16 protein-coding genes are annotated in these 22,500 nt (G+C 56.2%); 4 read left to right on the forward strand and 12 right to left on the reverse strand.

Annotation, left to right across the window (positions count from 1 at the left end):
- Window positions 1-31 precede the first annotated feature (31 nt).
- Window positions 32-1,336, forward strand: a complete 1,305-nt coding sequence (locus tag ACMDCR_RS08150) for a capsule biosynthesis protein (protein WP_413992046.1) — start codon at window positions 32-34, stop codon at window positions 1,334-1,336.
- Here ACMDCR_RS08150 and ACMDCR_RS08155 read toward each other — a convergent pair.
- The 8 genes from ACMDCR_RS08155 to ACMDCR_RS08190 all read right to left on the reverse strand — a co-directional run bounded on the left by ACMDCR_RS08155 (window position 1,324) and on the right by ACMDCR_RS08190 (window position 11,808).
- A complete protein-coding gene (locus ACMDCR_RS08155) occupies window positions 1,324-3,330 on the reverse strand; it encodes a capsular polysaccharide biosynthesis protein (RefSeq protein WP_413992047.1) in 2,007 nt (668 codons plus the stop codon). The genes ACMDCR_RS08150 and ACMDCR_RS08155 overlap by 13 nt on opposite strands.
- Before the next feature lie 63 nt (window positions 3,331-3,393).
- Window positions 3,394-4,566 (reverse strand): polysaccharide biosynthesis/export family protein, encoded by a 1,173-nt coding sequence (locus tag ACMDCR_RS08160; RefSeq protein WP_413992048.1) that lies wholly within the window; start codon window positions 4,564-4,566, stop codon window positions 3,394-3,396.
- Between the two features lie 124 nt (window positions 4,567-4,690).
- Window positions 4,691-5,617, reverse strand: coding sequence for a glucose-1-phosphate thymidylyltransferase RfbA (gene rfbA, locus ACMDCR_RS08165; protein ID WP_413992049.1), 927 nt, complete (start codon window positions 5,615-5,617; stop codon window positions 4,691-4,693).
- Between the two features lie 675 nt (window positions 5,618-6,292).
- Window positions 6,293-7,186, reverse strand: a complete 894-nt coding sequence (gene rfbD / locus ACMDCR_RS08170; protein WP_413992050.1) for a dTDP-4-dehydrorhamnose reductase — start codon at window positions 7,184-7,186, stop codon at window positions 6,293-6,295.
- 60 nt (window positions 7,187-7,246) lie between these two features.
- Entirely contained in the window at window positions 7,247-8,326 is a 1,080-nt protein-coding gene (gene rfbB / locus ACMDCR_RS08175; protein WP_413992051.1) for a dTDP-glucose 4,6-dehydratase, read from the reverse strand.
- Window positions 8,326-8,907, reverse strand: a complete 582-nt coding sequence (rfbC, locus tag ACMDCR_RS08180; RefSeq protein ID WP_413992052.1) for a dTDP-4-dehydrorhamnose 3,5-epimerase — start codon at window positions 8,905-8,907, stop codon at window positions 8,326-8,328. Before rfbC ends, rfbB begins: the two co-directional genes overlap by 1 nt.
- A 407-nt stretch (window positions 8,908-9,314) precedes the next feature.
- A complete protein-coding gene (locus ACMDCR_RS08185) occupies window positions 9,315-10,319 on the reverse strand; it encodes a hypothetical protein (protein ID WP_413992053.1) in 1,005 nt (334 codons plus the stop codon).
- Window positions 10,320-10,758: 439 nt separating this feature from the next.
- On the reverse strand, window positions 10,759-11,808 hold the full coding sequence (locus tag ACMDCR_RS08190) for a hypothetical protein (RefSeq protein WP_413992054.1): 1,050 nt from the start codon (window positions 11,806-11,808) through the stop codon (window positions 10,759-10,761).
- A gap of 528 nt (window positions 11,809-12,336) precedes the next feature.
- On the opposite strand from ACMDCR_RS08190, the gene ACMDCR_RS08195 reads away from it, so the two are divergent.
- Window positions 12,337-12,642 carry a hypothetical protein gene (locus ACMDCR_RS08195; RefSeq protein WP_413992055.1) on the forward strand — a complete coding sequence of 102 codons (306 nt, stop codon included), beginning with the start codon at window positions 12,337-12,339 and terminating at the stop codon, window positions 12,640-12,642.
- Window positions 12,643-14,071: 1,429 nt separating this feature from the next.
- Here the strand turns inward: ACMDCR_RS08195 and ACMDCR_RS08200 are convergent.
- Both ACMDCR_RS08200 and ACMDCR_RS08205 read right to left on the reverse strand, forming a co-directional pair.
- The gene (locus ACMDCR_RS08200) at window positions 14,072-15,601 is read right to left on the reverse strand and encodes a Hint domain-containing protein (protein ID WP_413992056.1); all 1,530 of its coding nucleotides are present in this window, start codon (window positions 15,599-15,601) and stop codon (window positions 14,072-14,074) included.
- A gap of 234 nt (window positions 15,602-15,835) precedes the next feature.
- Window positions 15,836-16,201, reverse strand: coding sequence for a hypothetical protein (locus ACMDCR_RS08205; RefSeq protein ID WP_413992057.1), 366 nt, complete (start codon window positions 16,199-16,201; stop codon window positions 15,836-15,838).
- Window positions 16,202-16,862: 661 nt separating this feature from the next.
- On the opposite strand from ACMDCR_RS08205, the gene ACMDCR_RS08210 reads away from it, so the two are divergent.
- Together ACMDCR_RS08210 and ACMDCR_RS08215 are read left to right on the forward strand one after the other, a co-directional pair.
- Entirely contained in the window at window positions 16,863-18,116 is a 1,254-nt protein-coding gene (locus ACMDCR_RS08210) for an HlyD family secretion protein (RefSeq protein ID WP_413992058.1), read from the forward strand.
- Window positions 18,117-18,278: 162 nt separating this feature from the next.
- The gene (locus ACMDCR_RS08215) at window positions 18,279-20,381 is read left to right on the forward strand and encodes a peptidase domain-containing ABC transporter (RefSeq protein WP_413993564.1); all 2,103 of its coding nucleotides are present in this window, start codon (window positions 18,279-18,281) and stop codon (window positions 20,379-20,381) included.
- A 143-nt stretch (window positions 20,382-20,524) separates the two neighbouring features.
- Here ACMDCR_RS08215 and ACMDCR_RS08220 read toward each other — a convergent pair whose 3' ends face one another.
- Together ACMDCR_RS08220 and ACMDCR_RS08225 are read right to left on the reverse strand one after the other, a co-directional pair.
- Entirely contained in the window at window positions 20,525-20,893 is a 369-nt protein-coding gene (locus tag ACMDCR_RS08220; protein WP_413992059.1) for a hypothetical protein, read from the reverse strand.
- Window positions 20,894-21,240: 347 nt separating this feature from the next.
- Entirely contained in the window at window positions 21,241-22,476 is a 1,236-nt protein-coding gene (locus ACMDCR_RS08225; protein WP_413992060.1) for an acyl-CoA dehydrogenase family protein, read from the reverse strand.
- Window positions 22,477-22,500: the final 24 nt, after the last annotated feature.

Here is a 22,500-nt window from a genome sequence, read left to right on the forward strand (position 1 = left end):
CTACGGCCACAGCCTAAACTGGAACATTCCCATGGCTTTTGACGACATGCGCACAAAAGACGAGGAGATGTCGTCATCCGCTGACGTGAGAGAGACGTGGCCTTCGAGAGGTGTGGGGCTGGCACTTCGTAAGTTCACGAAAGATTTAACACTCCGAAAGACACAAGTCCCCGTGGAGGTACCGTCCAAAAAGGCGTCGCCGGTTTCCACGATTGAACCTTCGGTAAGGCGTTCCCATCCCTATTTGTGGACCTTCATCCTGTTCGTGTGTCTACCCTCGATCAGCGGCGCAGTCTATTTCATCCATTTCGCGGCCAACCAATATCAGTCAGAAGCGCGATTGTCCGTGCGCGCCATGGAACAAGAAGCATTAGGAAAGGGAGATGACGCCGAGGCAGGCACTTCGTCTGCGCGCAGTGCCTATGCTGCCACCTCCCCAATCCAGAATGCCTATATTCTCACGAGTTACATACGAAGTCGCGCGATTATCGATAGCATCGCGGCCGATCTGGATGTCGTGAAAATCTTCCAACGGCCGGAAGCGGACGCACTTACGGCTTTGAGACCCAATGCGTCGATCGATGAAGTTACAACCTATTGGCAGCGCATGGTCGACGCCTATGTCGATCCCTCCTCAGGGATTGTAATACTGGACGTCACAACTTTTCGGCCCGATGATTCCCTGAAGCTCAGCCAGGCAATTCTCCGTCAAAGCGAGAAGCTTCTCAATCGTATTTCAGAACAGGCACGCAACGACGCTACGCGTTCAGCCACCGAGGAAGTCAGACAAACATTCGTCAATCTGCAGGCAAGCCTGAAGGCACTCCAGGACTTCCGCAATAAGGATGCCATTATTGATCCAAGTGTGTCGTCGGCGCGCATTCTCAACCTCTTGACACCTCTCATGGCCGAGAGCCTGAAGGCAAGGAACGACGAGGCCATGATGGCCTCGACAATGGCTGCGGACGCACCCAGCCTGAAAGCTTTGCGCACGCGCATTGCCGCACTTGACGGCCAGATTACAACACTGAAGGGGCAGTTGACCGGTTCCGATTCACAGACCGTCGCGGCTTCCATCACCAAGTTCGAGGAACTCGACATAGCTCGTTTGATAAACGAGAAAAACTATAGTCGCGCCCAGGCGGCCCTTGATCGTGCGGAAATCCGGGCTCGTAGGCAAGCCGTGTATCTGAGTGTGTTTGTGCCGCCGTCGGCACCGCAGTCTGCTCAGTTCCCTTATCGCTTCGGCTACTCGTTTATGCTCTTTACGGCACTCCTGATACTTTGGGGGATCGGCGCCGCCATTTATGCATCCATCGAAGATCACCGTCTTTGAGCCGATTGCCGCCGGCGTTGATCTGCAAGCCAGGCAACAGCGTCCTCGGCTTCCATTGGCAACGAGAGCTTGGGATGGAGGTAGGCCGGGTATTGAATGAGGGAGGCCGCAACCAGTTCATTGAGCGAACATGAACGTGTACGACGATTGATCCGGACATGATCGCGGGTCAGGCCCCAGCCAGCATAAAATGGTGCGCCGTGACATGTGACAGGTTTGCAACGCAGGAGAGCCTCAAAGCCAGCAAGCGATGTGCGGACGTGAACCTCGTCCGCGAAATCGATCCATGCGCTTGCAGCGCCCTCGACAGCATAGTGATCCGCATGGCGGAGAACCTCGGCTTTCTCCGTCCGGCCGGATCTCCGCCCCGACACAAGATCGGGGTGCTCCTTAAAGACCACGAAAGCTCCCGGATTCGTGTCCCGGACAAACTTCAGGAGTGCCATGTTGCTTGGTTGCGTGGGCATGCCAAGCAGAATCGATTGATCGTCTGGCACCTGGGCTATCACCAGGAGCCGCCGCCGCGTGCCTGCCATAGTGAGCAGATCCGCGTGGACATCGCCGGATAGATTGTATTTCGTCAGATTGGCGGCAAGAATACTTTCACGCAGACGCTCTGCACGCGCAAGCAACGGTGGCGGAAAATGACCGGCCTCCAGCAGGATTTCGAGATCGCTTGGACGGGATGCATCATAGTATAAACCCTTGCTATCGAAAGCGAGGGAGATCGGCTGGTTGCCTGGGCGGCCGAGACCGACCGAGCGCAGAAATCCATCTTCGACGCTTATGTTAGGTGTCGCCACCTGTTTGGCGCAGCGCGCGGAAGATTTCGAACCCCACTGCAGTATTCGATCGACCGTTTTAGGAGTGCGCCCAAAGCTCAGCGATGCATCGGGCGCGTCGCAATAACGCCGAAGCATCTTGCGTTTGTGCATGGGGGCATTTGGGTACCAAGTATGTCCCCTCCATTGCTCGGAATGTCGCCGCCACAGCAAAATCCTGTCAATCGCCGCCTCAGGCTCTGTTTGCAGACTTAGCACGGGGTCCGTGTAGAGAGGGAAGCGCAGCAGTGCGACGTCGACGAGATCGACGCGATCCAAAGGACGTGACCTCGATTTTGCGCGGCGGTCCAATGCGCCCTTCGCCGCCGGTGTAAGTAACTCGTCTCTCGTAAGGCCCCAGCCAGCGTAAAAGGGAACGCCATAGCATCGCACCTTCAAGCCACGAAGCAGTGCATCGAAACCGAGCTGGCTCGATACGGTCCACACTTCATCAACCGCATCGAGAATCGCATGTGGAGAAAGTACCCCCTCGATGCGCCCGACGCGTGAAGGCACGACAATATTCGCAAAACTGCCTTTCGCCCTGCCAGAACTGACGTCGGGGTGAGCACGAATGAAGACATCGGCGTGAGGATCGGCGAGGGCGTCAGTCAGCATGCGGTGAAAGCTGCTTTTCTCGCCAAAGGCCCCCGAGATGGAAAGGTCGCCCTCGACTTGTTCCACGAGGAGAATGCGACGTCTGCCTCGTGATGATCCCAGACAGAGCGGTCGATCTGGCAGATGATTGTATTTTGTCAGGCGCTCGCGTGTGATCAGCTCGAGCATGTCGGTGGCGCGTGCGCGGGTGTCGCTGTCGTTCACCTCGGCGAGCATGAGTTCGAGCCGGGAAGGCGAGGCGGCGTCATAATAGACGCCACGATCGTCAAGCGTGATGCATACGGATGTCGCTCGCTGCTTGCCGAGTCCGACCGAGCGTATGAACCCATCTTCGGCCGTAAGATAGGAATGACCGAGAGTTTGAGCCAGTCGCCGGGCTCCTCGTGCCGGGAGCTTCCTCCCCCAGCCCAGCACCGCATCCACACGGAGCGGATTTAGCTCCAAGGGCACTAACCGATAATTGGGAAGAAGTGCTGGCAGAAATGACAGATTGCGAAGGGTGATCGAGGGGACGCCGATGCGGGCGCCTTGCGGAGGCAACCAGGCTTGATTCATCGGGTTTATAGTAGCTCGTGCAAGGTGGGGGCTGGCCGGCGCAATAGGCCGGCCAGCATAGGTTCATTTTGCGATTGAAGCGATATTCGCCCCTGTACCTACCATGCCAACACCCGTTCCGATCAGCTGCAGGAATTTGTACAGCTCGGTTGAAGGCGAACTCGATACAAAGATCACATCCTTGTCATGCATAAAAAAGCGTTGTGCAATCAGCAGGCTGTTGGGATCGATAAGATTAAGGCGATAGACCAACGGTACACGGCCGCCAACGTCGGCGCATTTCTTGCCCAGGAAATCCGCATAGACGCAGGCGTCCTCATACCGGAAGATAAAGACACCGGTTGCATCGGACCGCTGGTCGTCGAGGCCGCCGGCCTTGCCGATAGCTTCCGCGAGCGTCACTCTCTTGCTTTCAAAGTCAATGTTGGAATTTCTACCGCTGGCTCCCAGCACTGTGAAGCTCTTGGGATCTTGATAGAGGAAGATTTGATCTCCCGCCCGCAGATAAACGTTCTCGTCGGGATTGGACAAAAGGACCGACATGGGAACGACAGCACTGGATTTCCCACGGATCATGCGCACATAGATGTCCTGTGAGGACGTTTTCGGACCACCTGCTTCGGCGATGGCATCCAGCACCTTGTCACCGCGCAGGCTCAAAGGGAAACGCCCCCCTTGTCCGACCTCACCTGCAACCGACACGGTACTGGACATATTTTGTACCAGAGAGACTACAACCTGGGGCTCGATTGCCTTGGGCGAAAGTGCGCTGGTGATAGCCCGGGAGACCTGATCCGGTGTCAGGCCCGCGGCGCGGACCGTTCCCGCGAAGGGAACGTTGATGCGACCATCGTGGCCAATCTGCTGAGGCGGGATCTGCGCGCTTTTCGTACCTACACCTGTACCGACGTCGCCCGTGCCAAATAGCCCGCCGGACGACGCCTCGTATACCGATACTGAGACAATGTCGCCGATCCCAAGCGTTCCGCTCGGCGCCGGGCCCCTCAGCCGAAAGCTGCCGTGAAATCCAGTCGGTTTACGATTTTCAATCGCGGAGACAATTCGCTCGTCGATATCATAGACGGCATAGCGGCTTCGGGTCGCGCCACTCGTGTCGCGCGCCTGCTCGGAGCCGCTGACGATGGAATTGGCCGTCGGTCCCGCGTGCGGGAGAGTGCTGCAGCTCGCCAACAGCGAGATCAAAAACAAACTCGCGATAGGGGCATGGACACGCATAATATAAACTCTCTATCTTACCTGCGTTCCACGATGCAAACTCCACATAAAGTCAGAGCCAAAATTCACCGCACGCTCATCTTGATTGAATAGGCACCACATAACTGGTGTAGGGTTAAGGTATTTACTGGCCTACAACCAGTCGAGGAAGAGAAGTTCTTGCACGGCGTCCCACGGATGAGGGCCATTCCTCCAAGACCCGCAAGAGGTACTGGCCGTAACTGCTTTTCGACATGCCGGCAGCCAGCCTCGACACTTGCTGCGCGTCGATCCAGCCCTGGCTAAAGGCAATCTCCTCCGGGCAGGCCATGCGAAAGCCTTGGCGCCGTTCGAGCACTCGCACGAATTCGGCAGCTTCAAGAAGGCTGTCTGGCGTACCGGTATCGAGCCAGGCGAAGCCACGGCCCATGCGTTCGACATGCAACGAGTCCCGTTCCAGATAGGCTTGGTTGACGTCGGTGATTTCATATTCGCCGCGGGCTGATGGTTTGATATTGGCGGCTATGTTGACGACATCCGCGTCATAGAAATAAAGACCGGTAACCGCCCAATTCGACTTGGGGTTAGCCGGCTTTTCTTCAATCGATGTCACACGGCCTTCGGCGTTGAAATCGACGACGCCATACCGGTGGGGGTCGTTGACGTGGTAGGCAAAAACCGAGGCGCCAGACTGCCTGAGAATCGCCGATTGGGTGAGCCGCGGTAGGCCGTCGCCGTAAAAGAGGTTGTCGCCGAGAATAAGGGCTGAGGGCTGATTGCCGATGAAATCGGCACCGATGACGAAGGCCTGTGCCAAACCCTCAGGCTTGGGTTGTTCGGCAAAAGCGAGGCGCAGGCCCCATTTTGATCCGTCTCCAAGCATGCGCTTGAAATGTGGGAGATCGGAGGGAGTTGAAATTAAGAGGATATCCCGGATGCCCGCCTGCATCAGGGTTGAGAGCGGGTAATAAATCATGGGCTTGTCGTAAATCGGCAAGAGCTGCTTCGACATGATGCCGGTCATTGGGTGGAGTCGGGTACCGCTTCCCCCCGCCAGAATAATTCCACGCATGATCAATACTTTCTTGTTCCAAGCTCGCCGTCTTGTCGGCTCTTTTATGCCATATACCACACTCAGGCTTTGCGCCGGTGAGGGAAAGCAGTAGTAACAGGTGTCGATATTATGGAAAATCGGACCTATCGTCCCTTGAGAGCCTGAGCCTATGCCTCCGAAGCGCTTCGCCTATCGGAGCGGAAGATGCTTCAAACTTATCGTTACGTCAAGGGAATAACGTTGTCATATTTTGTCCAATATACGCTGTTAGTTTTTTTGAAGCTAAAATTGCGTGCACAGAATTTGACTCTTGAGGTATATATACAAATAACTTAAAGTAAGTTGAAATATAAAATTACCATTTAAAAGTATATGATGTTTTATTATGACAAAAAGAAAATCAATTTATAGTAAATTCGGAAGCAAATCGCAATACATCGGAGGATGTATCTAGTATATTTACATCTTTGTTGGCATATATAGATATCTTCCTTGTTTTGTGTCAAAAAAGACGCAAAGAAATATTACTTTCTGCGCTTCTCAAGCGACAGTAGGCTTTAAGAATCCGCATATGGCAGGGATCAGAGCCCGTGTCTTCGAAGAAATAGATTTCCTTTGGGGCAGCGTATTTAGTGCATGGAGCGGGGGCGTAACGCGGATACTAGTTGATCAGATCGATCAAATCCGGAAGGGCTATACCCGGCCGCCGGGAAGTAACGCTTTGACGCAAGCATCGAGCGAAGAGCGCCAATTTGGGAGCTCGATACCCAAACCCGCAAGTTTGCCACTGTCCAACCTTGAATTTGCCGGCCGCTTGGCCGGAGTGGGATAGGCCGAAGTCTCAATCCTTCTAACTTCGGCGCAAGGGCCGCCCAATGCCTTCGAGCGCGCGAATACAGCGTCCGCAACGTCGGCCCACACCGCATCGCCTTGTGCCGCCATGTGATAGATTCCCCAAGGAAACGATGGCTCGGCGGAGTGATCGGTCAGTTGCCGCGCCAGCTTGAGAATCGCTACCGCAATATCGTCAGCAGAGGTTGGACAGCCGTGTTGATCAGCAACCACACCAATTTCATCCCGCGTCAAAGCGAGGCGCAACATGGTCCGAACGAAATTATTCCCAAAGGTTGAATAGACCCAGGCGGTGCGCAGGATGACATGGCTCGGCGTAATGGCGCGAACTGCATTTTCGCCATCGAGCTTGGTTCTGCCATAAACCCCAAGCGGCCCTGTTGCGTCATTCTCCTGATAAGGCCGATCGAGGGTGCCATCGAAAACATAGTCGGTCGAGATCTGAATGATGGGTACGCCGGCAGATTGTGCTGCCCTTGCGGCCGCTGCTGCCCCTTCGGTATTTATGGCGCGCGCTTTGTCGGGCTCCAACTCGGCCTTGTCCACAGCCGTGTAAGCCGCGGCATTAACAATTACATCCGGCCTTGCCGCAATCAGTATCGCCGTCGCTTGCTCCGGGCGCTCGAGATCCAGGTCAGGTCGGCCCAGGCAAATGGCAGTGGCACCGAAACGATGGCTGGCTGCCGCCAGAGCTCGAGCCACCTGACCTTCGCGGCCGGTAACAATGACGCGCATTCGGATGTATCCATAAAGCGTTTTGCGGTTCTTGGTGATTCGAGCCGAAGGTAGGACGCGCTAGCAAGCGCTGACCGGTTCGGGTGCCGCCTCTGACGTCAAACCCAACCGTTCGCCCGAATAGACGTTCGATCGCAGCGGCCCCCACCACCATTCGTTTTCAAGGTACCACTCGATCGTGCTTGCAATGCCGGTTTGGAAATTCTCCTGAGCTTTCCAACCCAATTCGTCTTCGCAACGTGTGGCATCGATCGCGTAGCGCTTATCGTGACCCGGACGATCGGCAACAAACGTGATCAATTCGCGATGAGGCCGCGGAGTGGGGCGGAGCGTGTCCAGCGCATCGCAGATGGTCTCGACAACTTCCAGATTGGAGCGTTCGTTGCACCCGCCTACGTTATAGGTCCTGCCTGGCAGCCCCCCGCGCAAGATTGTCCATAGCGCGCGTGCATGATCTTCAACATACAGCCAGTCACGGATGTTGCTGCCATTGCCGTAGACCGGGAGCGGTCTACCTTCCATTGCATTCAGAATTGTGAGCGGTATCAGCTTTTCGGGGAAGTGGTATGGCCCGTAGTTGTTCGAGCAGTTCGAAACCAGTACCGGCAGGCCATAAGTTCGCATCCACGCGATGGCAAGGTGATCCGATGACGCCTTGCTGGCCGAATAGGGCGAGCTTGGATCATACCGAGTTTCTTCCGTGAACAGTCCCGTCTCACCTAGTGAGCCATAGACCTCATCCGTCGAAACATGCAGAAAACGAAAGGCCTGTCTCTCTGGGGCCGGCAACGTCGACCAATAGGCTCGAGCGGCTTCCAAAAAATGGAAGGTGCCGACGACGTTTGTCTGGATAAAGGCCAGCGCCCCTGTGATTGATCGATCGACGTGACTTTCGGCTGCCAGATGGATCACGCCGTCCGGACGGAAGGAGCTAAAGATTTCATCCAGTTTAGGCCGATCAACAATATCGACCTGTTCAAAACTGTAGTTGGGGAGAGCGGCGACAGAGCGCAACGATGCCAGGTTTCCGGCGTAAGTCAGCTTGTCGATATTCAGAATTTTGATTCCGTCCAATTTCGCAAGAAATCGGACTACCGCAGATCCTATGAAGCCGGCGCCACCACTGACGATAATACGCACTAGAGGCCACCCTTGTTATCGTTCGCGTAGCTGAAGACTTCGGGCAAATCCGCCAAAAGCGGCAAGTGACGATCCTTGTCCGATAGAATCGGACCGCCCGGAAAATCCGGCCATTCAATGCCTATGGCAGGGTCATTCCAGCGAAGGCCGCCATCGTCGCTCGGGCTGTAATAATCTGTGACCTTGTAGGCCACGAGGGTGTTTGGTTCCAAGGTGCAATAGGCGTGTGCAAATCCCACGGGCACCCAGAGCTGATCTCCGCCAATGCCATCAAGCCGGGCGCTTACATATTTGCCGTAGGTCGGAGAGCCTCTCCTGATATCGACGGCGACATCGAGAATGGCGCCCCGGATTACGCGCACGAGTTTGCCCTGGGCTCTTGGATTACGCTGGAAATGCAGGCCGCGAAGTGTGCCGGCTGCAATGGAAAACGCCTCATTGTCTTGGACGAAATCGACGGCTTCGACGCACTCGCCAAAAGTGTGCCTTCTGAAAACCTCATAAAAATAGCCGCGGTCGTCGCCATGGCGCTTCGGTCGAATTCGAACGACCTCGGGTATCTCTAGTTTCTCGGAAATCATGCCTGCGCGCTTCGAGTCTTGGAATTTGGAGGTCCAACGTCAGTGGACCTTGTGATCGCCGAGACAATATAGGTAACACCGAGAGTTGGTCAACCTCTACGTAATGTAGAGAGTAAATTACAATATGTATCTAATTACCTTACGTCTATAAGATTGTAATTATTGAAAATATCCAGGCCTTTATAATGAAATAAACGTACATATAAATATACACAGTATCTTATTCGACGAAGCTTCGTATCTATTTTACTTATATTCCTGTATCTACAGGATGTGTTCTTCAAGATAAGGGGGGAATGGCTAAAAAACACAAGTCAGTACAGCGCCCACTTGCCGCGCTTCGCCAGGTACAGCTCCGCCGGCAGGTGCAACCAACAAGACTATGGGCTACGATTGATCGCGATCGTTCAGCTCTTGATGGCAGCAGATGGGGGCGCCACCGTTCCAAGCGGTTTTGTTCGGATCTTCCTGCCGCCTGCAACTGATTTGGCGGCCGGAACTGCAGAAGAGCCATCGGTCATCAGCGATGCCTCCGGCAGCGTTGTCGAGTCAGCCCGACTGCCGGGCTCGTTGGGTGCCGAGAAAGTCTCCGCCGGCACGTTTTCAAGCCTGATTTCGCCTTGCAGCTTTGCAGTCGAATTGTCCGGCGGCGTTTCATCATTGCCAGGCATTGCCATCGAATCGGTCGTTATGACCGGGTTCTCCGTAGTCTCCATAGCAGGGCCATCGGACCGCCCGCTTTCGCCGTCGCCTCCGACGCTCCTTGTGTCGGCCGACGAGGAAGGGGCAAGGGCCGGCTGTGGTTCTTCGCCATCCGTCTCAGACCCATTCCCAAAATCGACCGACAGCCCCAGCAAGGCTTCGAGGGCATCGGTCTCCCAATCCTCGCCTTCAATTGCCGGAGCGCCGGTCCAGTCATTGCGCTCCTCTGTGTATGGCGTCTGCGCTGCCTCCAGATGATAGCCCGGCAGTTGGCCCTGGACATGAATCTCGATCAGGGTGGGTAGCTTGTCGTCATATTTCAGAATTGAGACCGGCAGGTGTGCCTCGCCATTTGTCCAGCGCCAAAGCCTGGTTTCCCGCCGTTCCGGCTCATAAAGGCCCTGAGTCAAAAGAGGATGATCGATCGCTACTTCGCGCTTGCCCGTGCCGTTACGCAGCACTATACGGCCTATCGCAATTCCCATAAGCCTGATGTCTTCGCTCGTCGCGTCGGCGACCTCGCGGAGGCTGTTCGACCGGGAAACAACACGCAGATCCTCAAAAACCTGAGGTATGGCGAATGTGTAGACTGCGCCCTCATTGGAGATAGGCCGGAAATCACGGCCATCCACACGCAGGCGAAGCGCTGGGTCGGTGCTGATCCGATAGGCTGGTGCCTTCTGCCTGCTGGCGGGCTTCTGGCTGACCATGGCGTGATTATATCCTTGCTGGCGTGACGACGTATTTCAATTCGGCTCGAAGTGCCCTCTACTCCGGTTCGAGGGCCGAAATAGGCGGCTGGAACACCATACACCCTAAGGATGCTATAGATGTCTTATTTCAGATTGCAACTGTCTGCGTGTTGCCGTTACGCCGACACCCTATGATGACGCCGAGCGCAAGTATTGTCCTCTTTGCGGTTGGCCGTTCTCCGCGGCTCTCTCGATATTCCGCTATGGCACTGGACGAGGCGTATCTGAAAGTGGAGGCCGAATCGCTCGACAATGGCCAACCGTTGTCCCGTTGATCGAGAACTTTGTCCGCAATGCGCCAAAAGATTCTTCGGCCTGGAGCGTGCCAGGCTAGCCAGTGCCATGCGAAGCAGCGAGAGACCGAGCTGCAATGTGGCGGACAAAGGGGATCGAACCTCTAACGATCCGCCAGGATAGAGCTCCAGTTTGGAACATAGTCCTCAAACCAGCACAGGCCCGCGAAGCGCTTTTCAACAAAGCGATAGAGTGCAATGTCGAACTGATTCCTGAAGGCGGTCAAATTCTCGACGCGCCTCAAGTCGAGCTCATGCATTTCCTGGTTGGGCGGCGTCACATTCTCACGCGTGATGGGAAGGCGAACTCCGATATGGGCACTGATGTTTTCCAGCGACGTTGCAAAATCCTCAACGCGGCCGACATACAAAAATGTCTTGATGATATTATCGATGGCGATATCGAGGTGCTCGCGCGTCACCGGTTCGGGGCCGACGTGGCCCGCGATGAAACGAACTTGGTAGTTATCGAACGTGATCTCATCCAAGCTCTCGATGGCCTCGAATATGGATCTACATTCCGCCAATCGTGGATCCGCGATCACGTATTTCATGTAGAAGTAACAGGAGATCAGGTGATCACGGGGGTTCCTCACAAAAGTCATATAGTTAAAGTTGCGATGCGATGCCGTATGGATGCCGTATGCGAAATGGCCATAGGCGATATCCACGTCATCCATGGCATTTAAGGAGAATTGCTCAATCTGCTCTCTGCGAACGTAAGGTGCGCTTTGATAAATGCGCAGCAGTCGAATATCTGATGCCCGCTCCAGAGCAACACGCATACTCGATCCTGCAGTCTTCGGAATATGCATAAAATAGAGGAGGGGAGAACTACCTGTTCGCATCGGTATATAGCGATGACTGGACCTGCTCAAAAGCACATCATTTGCATGAATTTCAAGGAGTATTTCCCTTTTGTGCATTGAAACATAAGCTGCAGGCTCGTAGTGGACGACCCAACCCGTGGAATAGCTGGCGCCAGTTGCCTTCTGAACATCGTCGCGGTGAGTCAGCTCCAGAAAATCAAGCTGTCGTCCATTGACCGAAATATTCAACGATTGAATCGGGTTGCTTGATGCGATCCAGCCCTCGACCCTCACGATACGGGAGACAATGACATCCTCATTGCCCGTTTCGATGTACGAAGTCATGAACTCAGAACCCTCTTGCGAATTCGAGGGTTTCTCTAACATAAGTCTTGCACCACGATATACAAAGCCCCCACGGCATATTTCACTGAAATATTGCGCCTAACTTATTCCATTGGTTTCTTGATTCAGCAACAGAGTGTACGGACAGCGATGGCTGAAGGCCCACGGCAACTTCCATAGATCGTTCCGCCACTCCCCCGTCGTTGTTATGCCGCAATTTTACATCCGCGTGAAGAACACGGCAACATGGCACCGGTACCTCCGATTTCTCCGTTTAAAACCCCTGAGTTCGTATATTCCGTAAATGGACATACTTCCAAGTGGAGTTATCAGCTCTATTCCGATATCGCAAGAGCCATAAGTTTTTTAGCTACGTTACGGCATCTAATGTGATTGACAGCCTAACTCCCGATATCTATCGTAACGTCGCTTATAAATCGTCAGCATGTAACTCGACAATACGTTAAGTTGCGTGCCCGATGTTTATTGGCTTAACAACAACACACTCAGATAAATTGAGGTAACTCCATGTACGTTCTGAATGAAACCGAAGTCGAAATGGTTGCCGGTGGCACGATTCTCGGCGCGATCGAGGGGGGCATCCTTGGCGCCGCCCTGGGTACCTATGCTGGCGGCACCAATGGCGGCTACGCGACCGCTCCGCTTGGCATCCTTGGCGCCCCGTTTGGCGCTCTCTTCGGCGCCGTGCTGGGTGCCGCTGCTGGCGCCGTCATCGGTTCCAACCTGACCCCCGCTCAGGTGACAAATGTGGCTGTTACCAACCTGCCGGGCATCATTGCGACGATCGGCCAAGGCAACCACTCGCTGATCTGAACATAGAATGGCTCGGCAGGCATTGGTCTCGCCGAGAGGCTACACCGGATAGGTCATTGGCACGCCACCTCGTCGTTGCGCGTTTTGATTTTGTCATGCCGGTAACAAGCGCGGGTTGGCGCCTCGTCAGCCCGCGTACCATTGAGCAATTCCATTAAGGCATTTTGAGATTAGGCAGAACCGACAAGAATCGCAAAGACGCGTCGAAATAAACAATCACAGCAAAGCATCGATTACCTTGAGCGCCCCTTTTGCTGTAGTGGTGAGATGATTGATCTTTAAATTCTTCGCTCCCCGCCGGCGGTGTAGACTTTGAAGATGAGCAGTTGACGCCAAAGTGAGGCGACGCAAATCCGCCGCTTGAAAATTCCCCAGTTTGCGCCGCCTCGGTCTTCCCGGGGTATGCCCCGGGAAGACCGAGGCGGCAATTCGCCGATGCTTCTTTCTATGGTCGAAGGGAGGCAGCCCGATGGTCGGGCTTGGGGAGGGGGCACCCATAGGCGCTAAGATAAGACGCAATTGTCGCGACGCGTCACCCTCCCCTTGATGGGGAGGGTCGGCCTGAAAGGCCGGGGCGGGGTGAGAACCACCATCCTCAGAAGGAAAAGTCGCGTTTTTTTACGATCTTTTGCAAGAAGTCACCCCACCCCGACGCTTCGCGTCGACCCTCCCCATCAAGGGGAGGGTGGGCGTCGCGCCCTTCTTCGCGCCTATGGAGGGGGCGCCTCGAGTGGGGCTTTTCAGTGAGGGCGTTATTGTAGCTGCAGCGAGCGGCATCGTCGGCAATGAGGGCTTCCTGGCCGCTTGACGGTCATGCGATTATTGGCGCTGGCCGAGACGCAGACCAGATCCGACCGAGAATGGCGCGGTGCGCTGGCGCGACCTGAGCCGGGTGATCGTGAACGTTTCGGCTTGGTCTATCTCGAGCGCAGCGTGGCCGCATCGTGATCGACTCAGCCTCTCCCACATCGCTGTCCGCGCCACCCCGACCAGATGGCCAGGACGCCCGCAGGGTTCGAGACTTCGAAGGCACGCTGAACCTGGCATAGCGCCCTGGAAGGCCCAGTGGGTACTCAAGTCAATGCCTTGCTTTTCAACAGAATAAATACGGGCCGGGTGAAACCCTGGTCTGACTGCTGGAAGTATTGCACAGAATGCCGCAGCCTTTCCGGAGTTGACGTAATCGGCTAGAAACGGAAAGACACGTTGAAACAATGAGTCGGAGCAATGTGGCGTTTGAGCTTATACGCACACTGCTGCTGAGCGTTTTATTTCAGATCAAAGCACCAAGAATTACGAAACGCTTTTGATAGCAGTTCGTTAATTTCGAAATCCGTTTCTATGTGAACGCACTTTGCCTTGGCGTAAAGCAAAACAGGGCGGCATCTGCGCCGCCCTGACGTCAAATTGGCAATCGCGACGATGGCGCTCAGGCCGCCTTCATTTCGATAACGCCCGAGGCGATCTGCATGCGCGCTCCGATCTTGATGACGAGCGTCGTGTCGCCACTCTCGGCGGATGGCAGATCCAGTGCTGCGTCAGCACTTGTCCAGCGCTGGGCCTCCTCCTGTTCGTACCAGCCGGGCAGGTTGAGATCGGCGGCAGTAACAATCTTTGTGCTACCGTTATTCAGCCATTCGATCTCGTTGACGGCGACACCCAGGAGACGGCGATCGTCAACAAAGGGGCCGATCGCATTGCAGGGCATCGATGCATTGGATAGCAGACGGACGGGCTTCCTGCCCTCCGGGATGTGGAATATTTCGCACCCTTCATTGCCTTCCTGGGGCTGAATTTCCTCTCCGTCGTCAAGCTGAACACGCAGTTGCGAATCCTGCCCGAGCCTTACCCACCAATCCATCGGCGCCAGGCCCGCTTCTCTCGCATAGGCATACAGGCGATGCCAGATTGGTTCGACAGTCGCCCGATCGACAGCCAAAGGCGCGGCGAGCACAACTGCTCCGTCGACTTCCGGCGCCGAGGCCCGATTGTCGAACGTCTCGCGATTGGAGCCGTTGAGATAGCTTTCAGTCATCAGCCCTTCGGACATCAGGATCGCGTGTTCTTCCAACTGAATATGGAAATACTCATACTGGGGTATGCTGCGGTCGATCATGATTGACTGGCGATTGACCAGCATGCGTGCCGGTATCAGCTTGCCGTCCACGAAAATGCAATGTTCCTGGGTCAAAAGTAGATCGCGTTGGGGCATATTCGGGGCGAAAGCGCCGGCCTTGATGCGAACGGGATAAACAACGGGATCGAAGTCGTATTGCCCCGCGTCCACATGGCCCGAACCGATCCAGGTGATACGGCGATACACGGCCTGCCCATTGACCACCGTGGCGACTTCGTCGCCAATGTTCAGATCTTCGACAGCAACCTCGCCATCCCTCGTCGAGATGAGCGTACCTCTCAGGAAACAACCGATAATAGTACCATTGGTGAAGGTATAGGTCTGACCGCCATTTTGTACCGCCAACCCAAACTGTCCGTCTGTATTGAGGTATATCGTTCCTCGCGCTATCGAGGATGTCGCTGTGGAGGTGGCTTCATTGATCGAGTAAGTCCCGGTAGAAGAGACATTCGGCAGGCTTACGGTGTCGCTGGCTCCAAAATTCTTCAGATAGGCGCCAGCCATGGAAGCTGGGCCCTTAAGGCCGGACGACGACTGGCTTCCATTTTGCGTGAGCTGTGCCACATGGCTCGAATCGTCCAAGATCGTCAGGCTACTCCCCGTCGTCCCCGAGAAATCGACGGCGCCGGTGACGGTCGATCCCTGCGAGACCGTCAGGTGGGCCCCGTTTATAACGACACCGCTAAGAGTGCTGGAGGCCGGAAGAGTGTAATAGGCGCCCGCTTCGAGAGTTGGATTGCTCAGGCCGGATGACAGAATATAAGGGTTAGCCTGTGTTCCCGCTCCACCCGTTACAGAGTTTCCCTTGCCGTCAGTAGCCATCGTCTTTCCACCTTTTTTGTCGCGTTACCGAGATTCAAGATATTGAAGCGCCGTCGATAGACAAAAGCGACAGAGGTCAATCTCTCCGTCGCCTTTCTGCTGCAGGGGATCGCTTGGCGAAAGCCGGTAGACTTTCGGCTCAACAGCAGCGACCACCCGTATTGCTCACCTTTCGTCTTCCCCCGCACCTTGCGTGCCGAGGATTGAAAGCTCACGGTTCGTGACCGGTGATATTTAGAGACCAGCGGGAATGCCCAGGCCGCCATGCAGCAGGCTGGTCAAGCTCTGGGAGGCAGCGTTGTCGAGAGTCGACGTCAGGGCGCCAAATCCGGTGCTGCCGAGCGGAACATAGGTCCCCAGGACTGTCCCAGTGGTCGACAAGGCCGAGGTGACGCCACCGGCGATGCCGCTGAGCGTCCCGCCCAGGATGCCGTTGCTCAGGACGGAATTGCCGAAGGTGGTGACACCATTGTAGGCCGCAGCCACCGGGGTGAGGGCGATGCTGCCGATAGAGCCGAGCAGGTTATCCAGGGCACTAACGAGCGAGCCGCCGGAGACCTGTTCAATCTCAAGTGCATTCAGTTCATACATCGTAGTCATGGTGATTCTCTCCAAAGTTCTCGGTACGTTGTTTTTTTGAGTTTTCTCAATGGGCCATAATAGAAGCTTTCCGATCGCCTCTATCGTATAGATAGGATTGATCTAGCTGTCGGAAAACATCACGCAATATGCCCCACTACATATTGTCGGAAGATCGGGAGACCTTCCAATGCCTGGCCATTGCTCAAGTGAGCGAAGCATCGCCGGACATTGCGAGAATTACCTCTCGACATGACTGGCAATGCCATCGAGTAATGCAGCGCCTCGGCGTCGCTGGCACTGCACATTACCAAAAGATAGGGTTCCCATCTGTTTTCTGAAGCAGCATCAATTCGAAACACTTCCTCGCACAGACGTGAAAGTGGCTACAAGCCTGACTCGATTCGTAGCGTCATGTCAATTAATTTTTTGAAATTTTGAATATAATCGTTCGTTGAAGGGTGATATATTATCTATGGTACGCAAGGGAATATGTCATTGGAACTAGGATATATCAAGGTGTTGACAACTCGTTGTGATGGTGTATGGGGCGACGTCGGCCGATCTGTGGGACCTCTCCACAGTTCAGCTACGGCATCTAGTTCCACGGTACCGCCCAGCACGGCAAGATAGCTATTTCAGCTTCATTTTAAGATGCGCTCAATCGGAAAAAGTAGAGGTGATGATGGCACTCTTCAGGGGGGAAGCTATCGCAGCAATGCAGAAAACAGAATTCGGAGCCCCCGTAGCGTCGCGTCCTATGGCGTGGACAGTCATGCTGTGTCTCTTTCTGATTTTTGGCGCCGCCACCATAACGGTTCTTTCGCTGGTCAAGTTTGCTCGCAAGGAAACCGCTTATGGAGCTCTCAATTTTTCCAAGGGTGAATTGCGCGTCCTTCCGGCCAGAGGCGGTGTCGTGCGTGAACTCTACGTGAGTGAAGGGCAGGCCGTGAGACAGGGCGACCCTCTAGCCCTGATTTCCACCGAGCAGCAACTTATCGGCGGCGCGGCCGTCGACGCCCATGTAATGGAAGCCATCGATGGCGAACAAGAGACGCTGGAAACAAGGCTTGCAGCTCTTGATGCTTCCGCTCCTTTGGAAGCCAAGGCGAAGATCGAACATATTCGTGGCCTGAACGGCCAGATCGACCAGTTGAAACAGACCTTGCCGATTCGCCTTGAGCGTCAGCGCCTATCGAAGCAAGCCGCTGACGAGGGGCGGACAGCCGCTACACGCGGCTATCTAAGTGGCGATAACCTGCGTCAGCGCGTCTATGATTCACTCGCCGCCCAGCAGGCTGTGAGCGATCTTCAGACCCAGATCGCCCAACTGGAATCCCAGGCCTCCGAGGAGCAGACCTCATTGGAGATGCTGCCTTCGAAAACCGCGCAGGAGCGCGCCAGCGTTCAGCGCGAGATCGTCTCCCTGAATGAGCGCCGCGCCAACACCCAAGCGCAGAACAGCTACCTCCTGAGCGCGCCGGAGGCCGGCACAGTTTCTTCACTGCAGGCGCTGGTTGGCCAGCCAGCGGACCCAGGCAAACCGTTGATGGCAATCGTCCCGATTGGCAGCACGCTCCAGGCTGAAATCTACGTGCCGTCCCGCGCCATAGGCTTTGTCCAACCCGGCCAGACCGTGCGTATTCTCTATGACGCTTTTCCGCATGAACGTTTCGGCATTGCCAGCGGCCAGATTACCGACATCGCGGGCACCATCCTCAAGCCCGACGAAATCACCACCGTGGCGCCCCAGAAGGAGCCTGCCTACCGGGTCCTCGTCAAGCTCGACCATGACGATGTCACAGCCTATGGGCGTAAATTCCCTCTGCGGTCCGGCATGGCTCTGACGGCCGACATACTCCTCGACAGACGCAGCTTCCTGGGCCTGCTGATGGACCCGCTGCTCGCCTCGGGTCACCGTATTTTCACCAACTGACCCACGCATTCGAACGTCTGGCTGCAGACTGCCAGCCCGATCGCCCAACGCCAGGAACTGATCTTGCCAACCGTACAAACCTTGCTCAATGTCACCGGTATCCGACGCATGCCTCTGGTCCGGCAGGCGGAGGCCTCGGAATGCGGGCTCGCCTGCCTTGCCATGATCGCGGGTTGGCATGGCTATGATGTGGATATTCGCGCTCTTCGCAGCCGGTTTCCCATCTCGATGAAGGGCGTGGCGCTCAAGGACCTGCTCGACATTGCCGCACGCATAGGCCTGGGAGGTCGTGCTCTGCGCTGCGAACTGGATGATCTGCCCAAGCTCCGCCTGCCCTGTATCCTGCACTGGGAATTCAAGCATTTCGTCGTGCTGTGCAAGGTGAAAGGCAACCGTGTCTGGCTGCACGACCCCGCCGTGGGCTTGCGCGTGATGTCACTGAAGGAATTCTCACCGCTGTTCACTGGCGTGGCCGTAGAGTTGAGTCCGACCGACAAGTTCGAGAGGAGAAAAGAACGCACCCCTATCAAGATCTCCAGCTTCTGGAAGTGGGGAACGGATAGTCTGTCAAGTGCTGCCCAAGGGTTGTTGCTATCGCTTCTGCTGGAACTGTTTGTGCTGATCACGCCGTTTTACATGCAGCTGGTCATCGACGAAGCGATCCAGAAGCATGATCTCGATCTGCTTGTCGGCCTCTCGATCGCCTTCGGGCTGCTGGCAGTGTTCAACACTGCCGCAGGTGTGCTGCGCAGTCTGGTCTTCCAATATCTCGCCAACGTGCTTTCCTTCGACATGGAGGCAAGGCTATTTCATCATCTGGCCAGGCTGAAGCTCGAATTCTTTCAAAGGCGCAGTCTCGGCGACGTGCTGCAGCGATTCCACTCGCTCGAACCGATCAAGGCCTTCATTCTCGGAGGCGGCATCACCGCTTTCATCGATGGCATGCTCGCCATCTTCACTGGCGCGCTGATGATGGCCTACAGCGTCAAGCTGGGAGCGATCGCGGTTGCGGTATTCCTGGTCTATGTCGCGCTGAAGTTCGGCGTGATGCCTTATGCGCGCCGATTGCAGACGGACCAGATCGTCGCGGACACGAATGAGCAGACGAAATTCCTCGAAACAATTCGCGCCATCCAAACCATCAAGGTGTCGGGCGGCGAGAGCAATCGCGAGGCCACCTGGCGTAATCTCTATGCCGAAAGGATCAACACCTCGATCCGCAACGGTAATCTTGGCATTGCCTATTCCGGCCTCAGCAGTCTCCTGTCGGGCCTGTCCGATATTGGTTTGATCTATTTGGCGGCCCGTATGGTCGTTGATGGTCAGATGACCATAGGCCTCATCACTGCCTTCATGGCCTATAAGGGACAATTCACAGGCAAGCTGACCTCTCTGATCGACCAGGCGGTCGCCTATCGCATGCTCGACGTACCATTGGACCGGGTGAGCGACATCGCGCTAGCCGAACGCGAAAAGGGCGGTGAGGCGATCGGCGCGTTGGATGATGCAAGCACCTCCTTCAGCACGCTGAAGGTGAAAGACGTGCATTTTTCCTATTCGCCGGTGGATCCGCCAATCCTGCGCAACGTCAGTTTGGAGATCCCGGCCGGCTCTTTTATTGCCATCGCCGGGGCATCCGGCGCGGGCAAGTCGACCCTGCTCAAACTCCTGATTGGCCTCTACGAACCGACACAAGGCGAAATTCTGGTGAATGGCCACGACATCGCGACGGTCGGCTCGGCTGCGTTTCGCAAGCGCCTCGGCGTCGTAATGCAGGAGGACCAACTGCTGGCCGGGACATTGTCGGAAAATATCGCACTGTTCGAGGAGAAGATCGACCTGGCTCGGGTCCGTGCCTGTGCGCAGCTGGCAGCCGTGGATGATGACATCATGGCGTTCCCGATGCAGTACAACAGCTATGTCGGCGACATGGGCAGCATATTGTCCAGCGGACAGAAACAACGCGTGATCATCGCACGCGCGTTCTACCGCAATCCGCAGATCCTCGTGATGGACGAGGGAACCGCCCATCTCGATCCCGTCCGCGCCGCCCATATCCTGAACGTGCTGAAGCAACTGCCCATTACCCGGATCATCGTCGCTCACTCTCTTGCGATGGTCCAGGCCGCGGATCGCGTTTTCGAACTGCGAGAGGGCCAGCTGCACGAAGTCGTCATCCCACGACCCGACGTTCCCGCCCCAAGCGGTGACCAGGTAGTGGCGGAGACGGGGCGGGGGCGGCAAAAGATGGAGGCCTGCGGATGACGGAATGCCATGCGCCGTATGGCGTTCGCGGGGATAGCGTGCGGCGGGCAAGCTGGAGGTCTGACGATGCCGCCTTCCGATTCCGAAAAGCTTCAAGCGGTTAGCTTCGGCTCGCAGCCTAACACCCGCCTTTGCTTTGCTCCCTACTTCACCTGCGATACAAATGCGATAGTCGAGCAGCCCTTCCGTGCGCCCTTGCTGGCGCAGATCTTGAAAATGTAGGCGTCTTTGCCGATAAAGCCCTTATTGGGCGTGTATATGAACCGATTGGCGCCGGTCTTGGTCAGTTTTCCGTTCTCTGGTTCGCGCTCGACCGTGAGGCCCGTGAAGGCATAGCCTGGGCCCTCGCCAAAATTATGCGTGCAGGACGAACCGCCATCGACGATCACGTCGACCACCACGCCGTCGTTCTTCTCAGGATGGAAGTCGAAAGGCTTGTAGAGACAGCCCGCGCGTGCGGCGGCGGGCAGGAGCATCAGCAGCGCGGCAACGGTCAGCAAACGGTATGACATCGATCTTGCCCCATTGCCTTACCCCGTCAGTCGCAGACTATCACAACCAGGATCGGAGGACATCTAGCCGGGGTCATCGTCACCATTGGCGCTCATCTCAGTTCATGGGGGAGCATGCGTCCTCGCAAGATCTCAAAGCCAGAAGGGTCATACATGGCGCGCTTGAGCGTCTTTCGCATGGCCGCTGCTCCATGGCTCCCCGATGGCGCGCTTCATGGCCTCGATGTCGTGCATCCGTGTTCTTGCGGGATATCTGAGAATGCACAGGCTGCACCATTCTCAGATAAAATGCATTTGCTGGGTCAGAGGTAAGCGATTCTCAGCTCAAAGTGTTGCCCAACAGCTCCTCACACCTGTCCGATACGCCATTGATAAGGCGGTGGCGTACCGTTGACGGCGAAGTCGCCGACAATTCGGTCCTTGTAGATGCGCGGGTTGTGTGAGGACAAGGTACGGGCGTTGCGCCAATAGCGGTCGAAGGCGCTGGTCCGCTGGGTGGCGGAGGCGCCGAGGGCGTCGAAAAGCAGGGTCGACGCGTCGAGAATGAGATTCGAGACCACGGTCTGCGCCTGTGCAACTTCGAGTTCGGCGATGGCATTGGCCTTTTCCTCGGCCGCCACATCGCCCTGGAAGCGTGCATCAAAGGCACGCTGCAGGGCCTCGGCAGACTTCAGCACGATCGCGCCGGCCGAATAGGCCGCACCGCGGATTCGGCCGACGACTTGCAGCACTTGCGCGTCCTCGGCCGGGCGCGGGGAGGGGGCGTTTGAATAGCTGCGCCGCCTGGCCTTCACCGCCTGTGCGACATCGTTCGTAACAGCCCGGCCTATGCCGGCGAGGGTGGCCAGGTGCACCAGCTGATAGAAGGCCGCCGAATATTTGAAGCGTTCCTCGTCGACGACGACATCCTGCACCTCTACTGGTGCGTCGGTGAATGTTGTCGTGCCGCTGGCGGTGAGGATCTGGCCAAAGCCATCCCAGTCATCGATGACATTGACGCCCGGCGCATGCCGCGAGACCACGGCAGAAAGCGAACTTCCATCCTCGCCGCTGGCGCCGATGTCGATCCAGTCGGCAAAGAGGGAGCCGGTGGTGTAATATTTGGCGCCAGTGACATGGGCCTTGTCCGCTCGCCGCTTGACGACGGTGGCGAAGGCGGCCTGCTTGGCCTCGCCAATCTCGGTCCAGGCACTGCCGGCGATCTCGCCTCTGGCGAGGCGCGGCAACCAGCGGTCGCGTCGATCCTGCGAATGCGAATTGACGATGTCCTCAGCAAAGCCGAAATGGGCGCGCAGAGCCTGGGTGACGTTGGAGTCGGCCTGGGAGAGCTCGGCTAGCAAGGCGAAGAGCTGAGGCAGGGTGGCGCCGAAGCCGCCTTCTTCAGCCGGAACGCGCAGTGCTCCGAAACGGGCATCCTTGAGCCAGGCGATCGGTTCGTGCGGCAGGGTGCGATTGAGTTCCCGCGTGACAGCGCCCTCGCGAATCCTTGAAAAGACCGGCCGGAACTGCGAGGCCAGATCCTCGTAATTGTCGCCGGGACCGCTGCCCCATCCTGCTTCTACCGTCGAGTGCGACTGCGTCATCTCGTTGTTTCTCTTTGATTTTAG

Origin of the sequence: Labrys okinawensis (genome assembly GCF_047345005.1) — a bacterium.
Taxonomy (GTDB): domain Bacteria; phylum Pseudomonadota; class Alphaproteobacteria; order Rhizobiales; family Labraceae; genus Labrys; species Labrys okinawensis.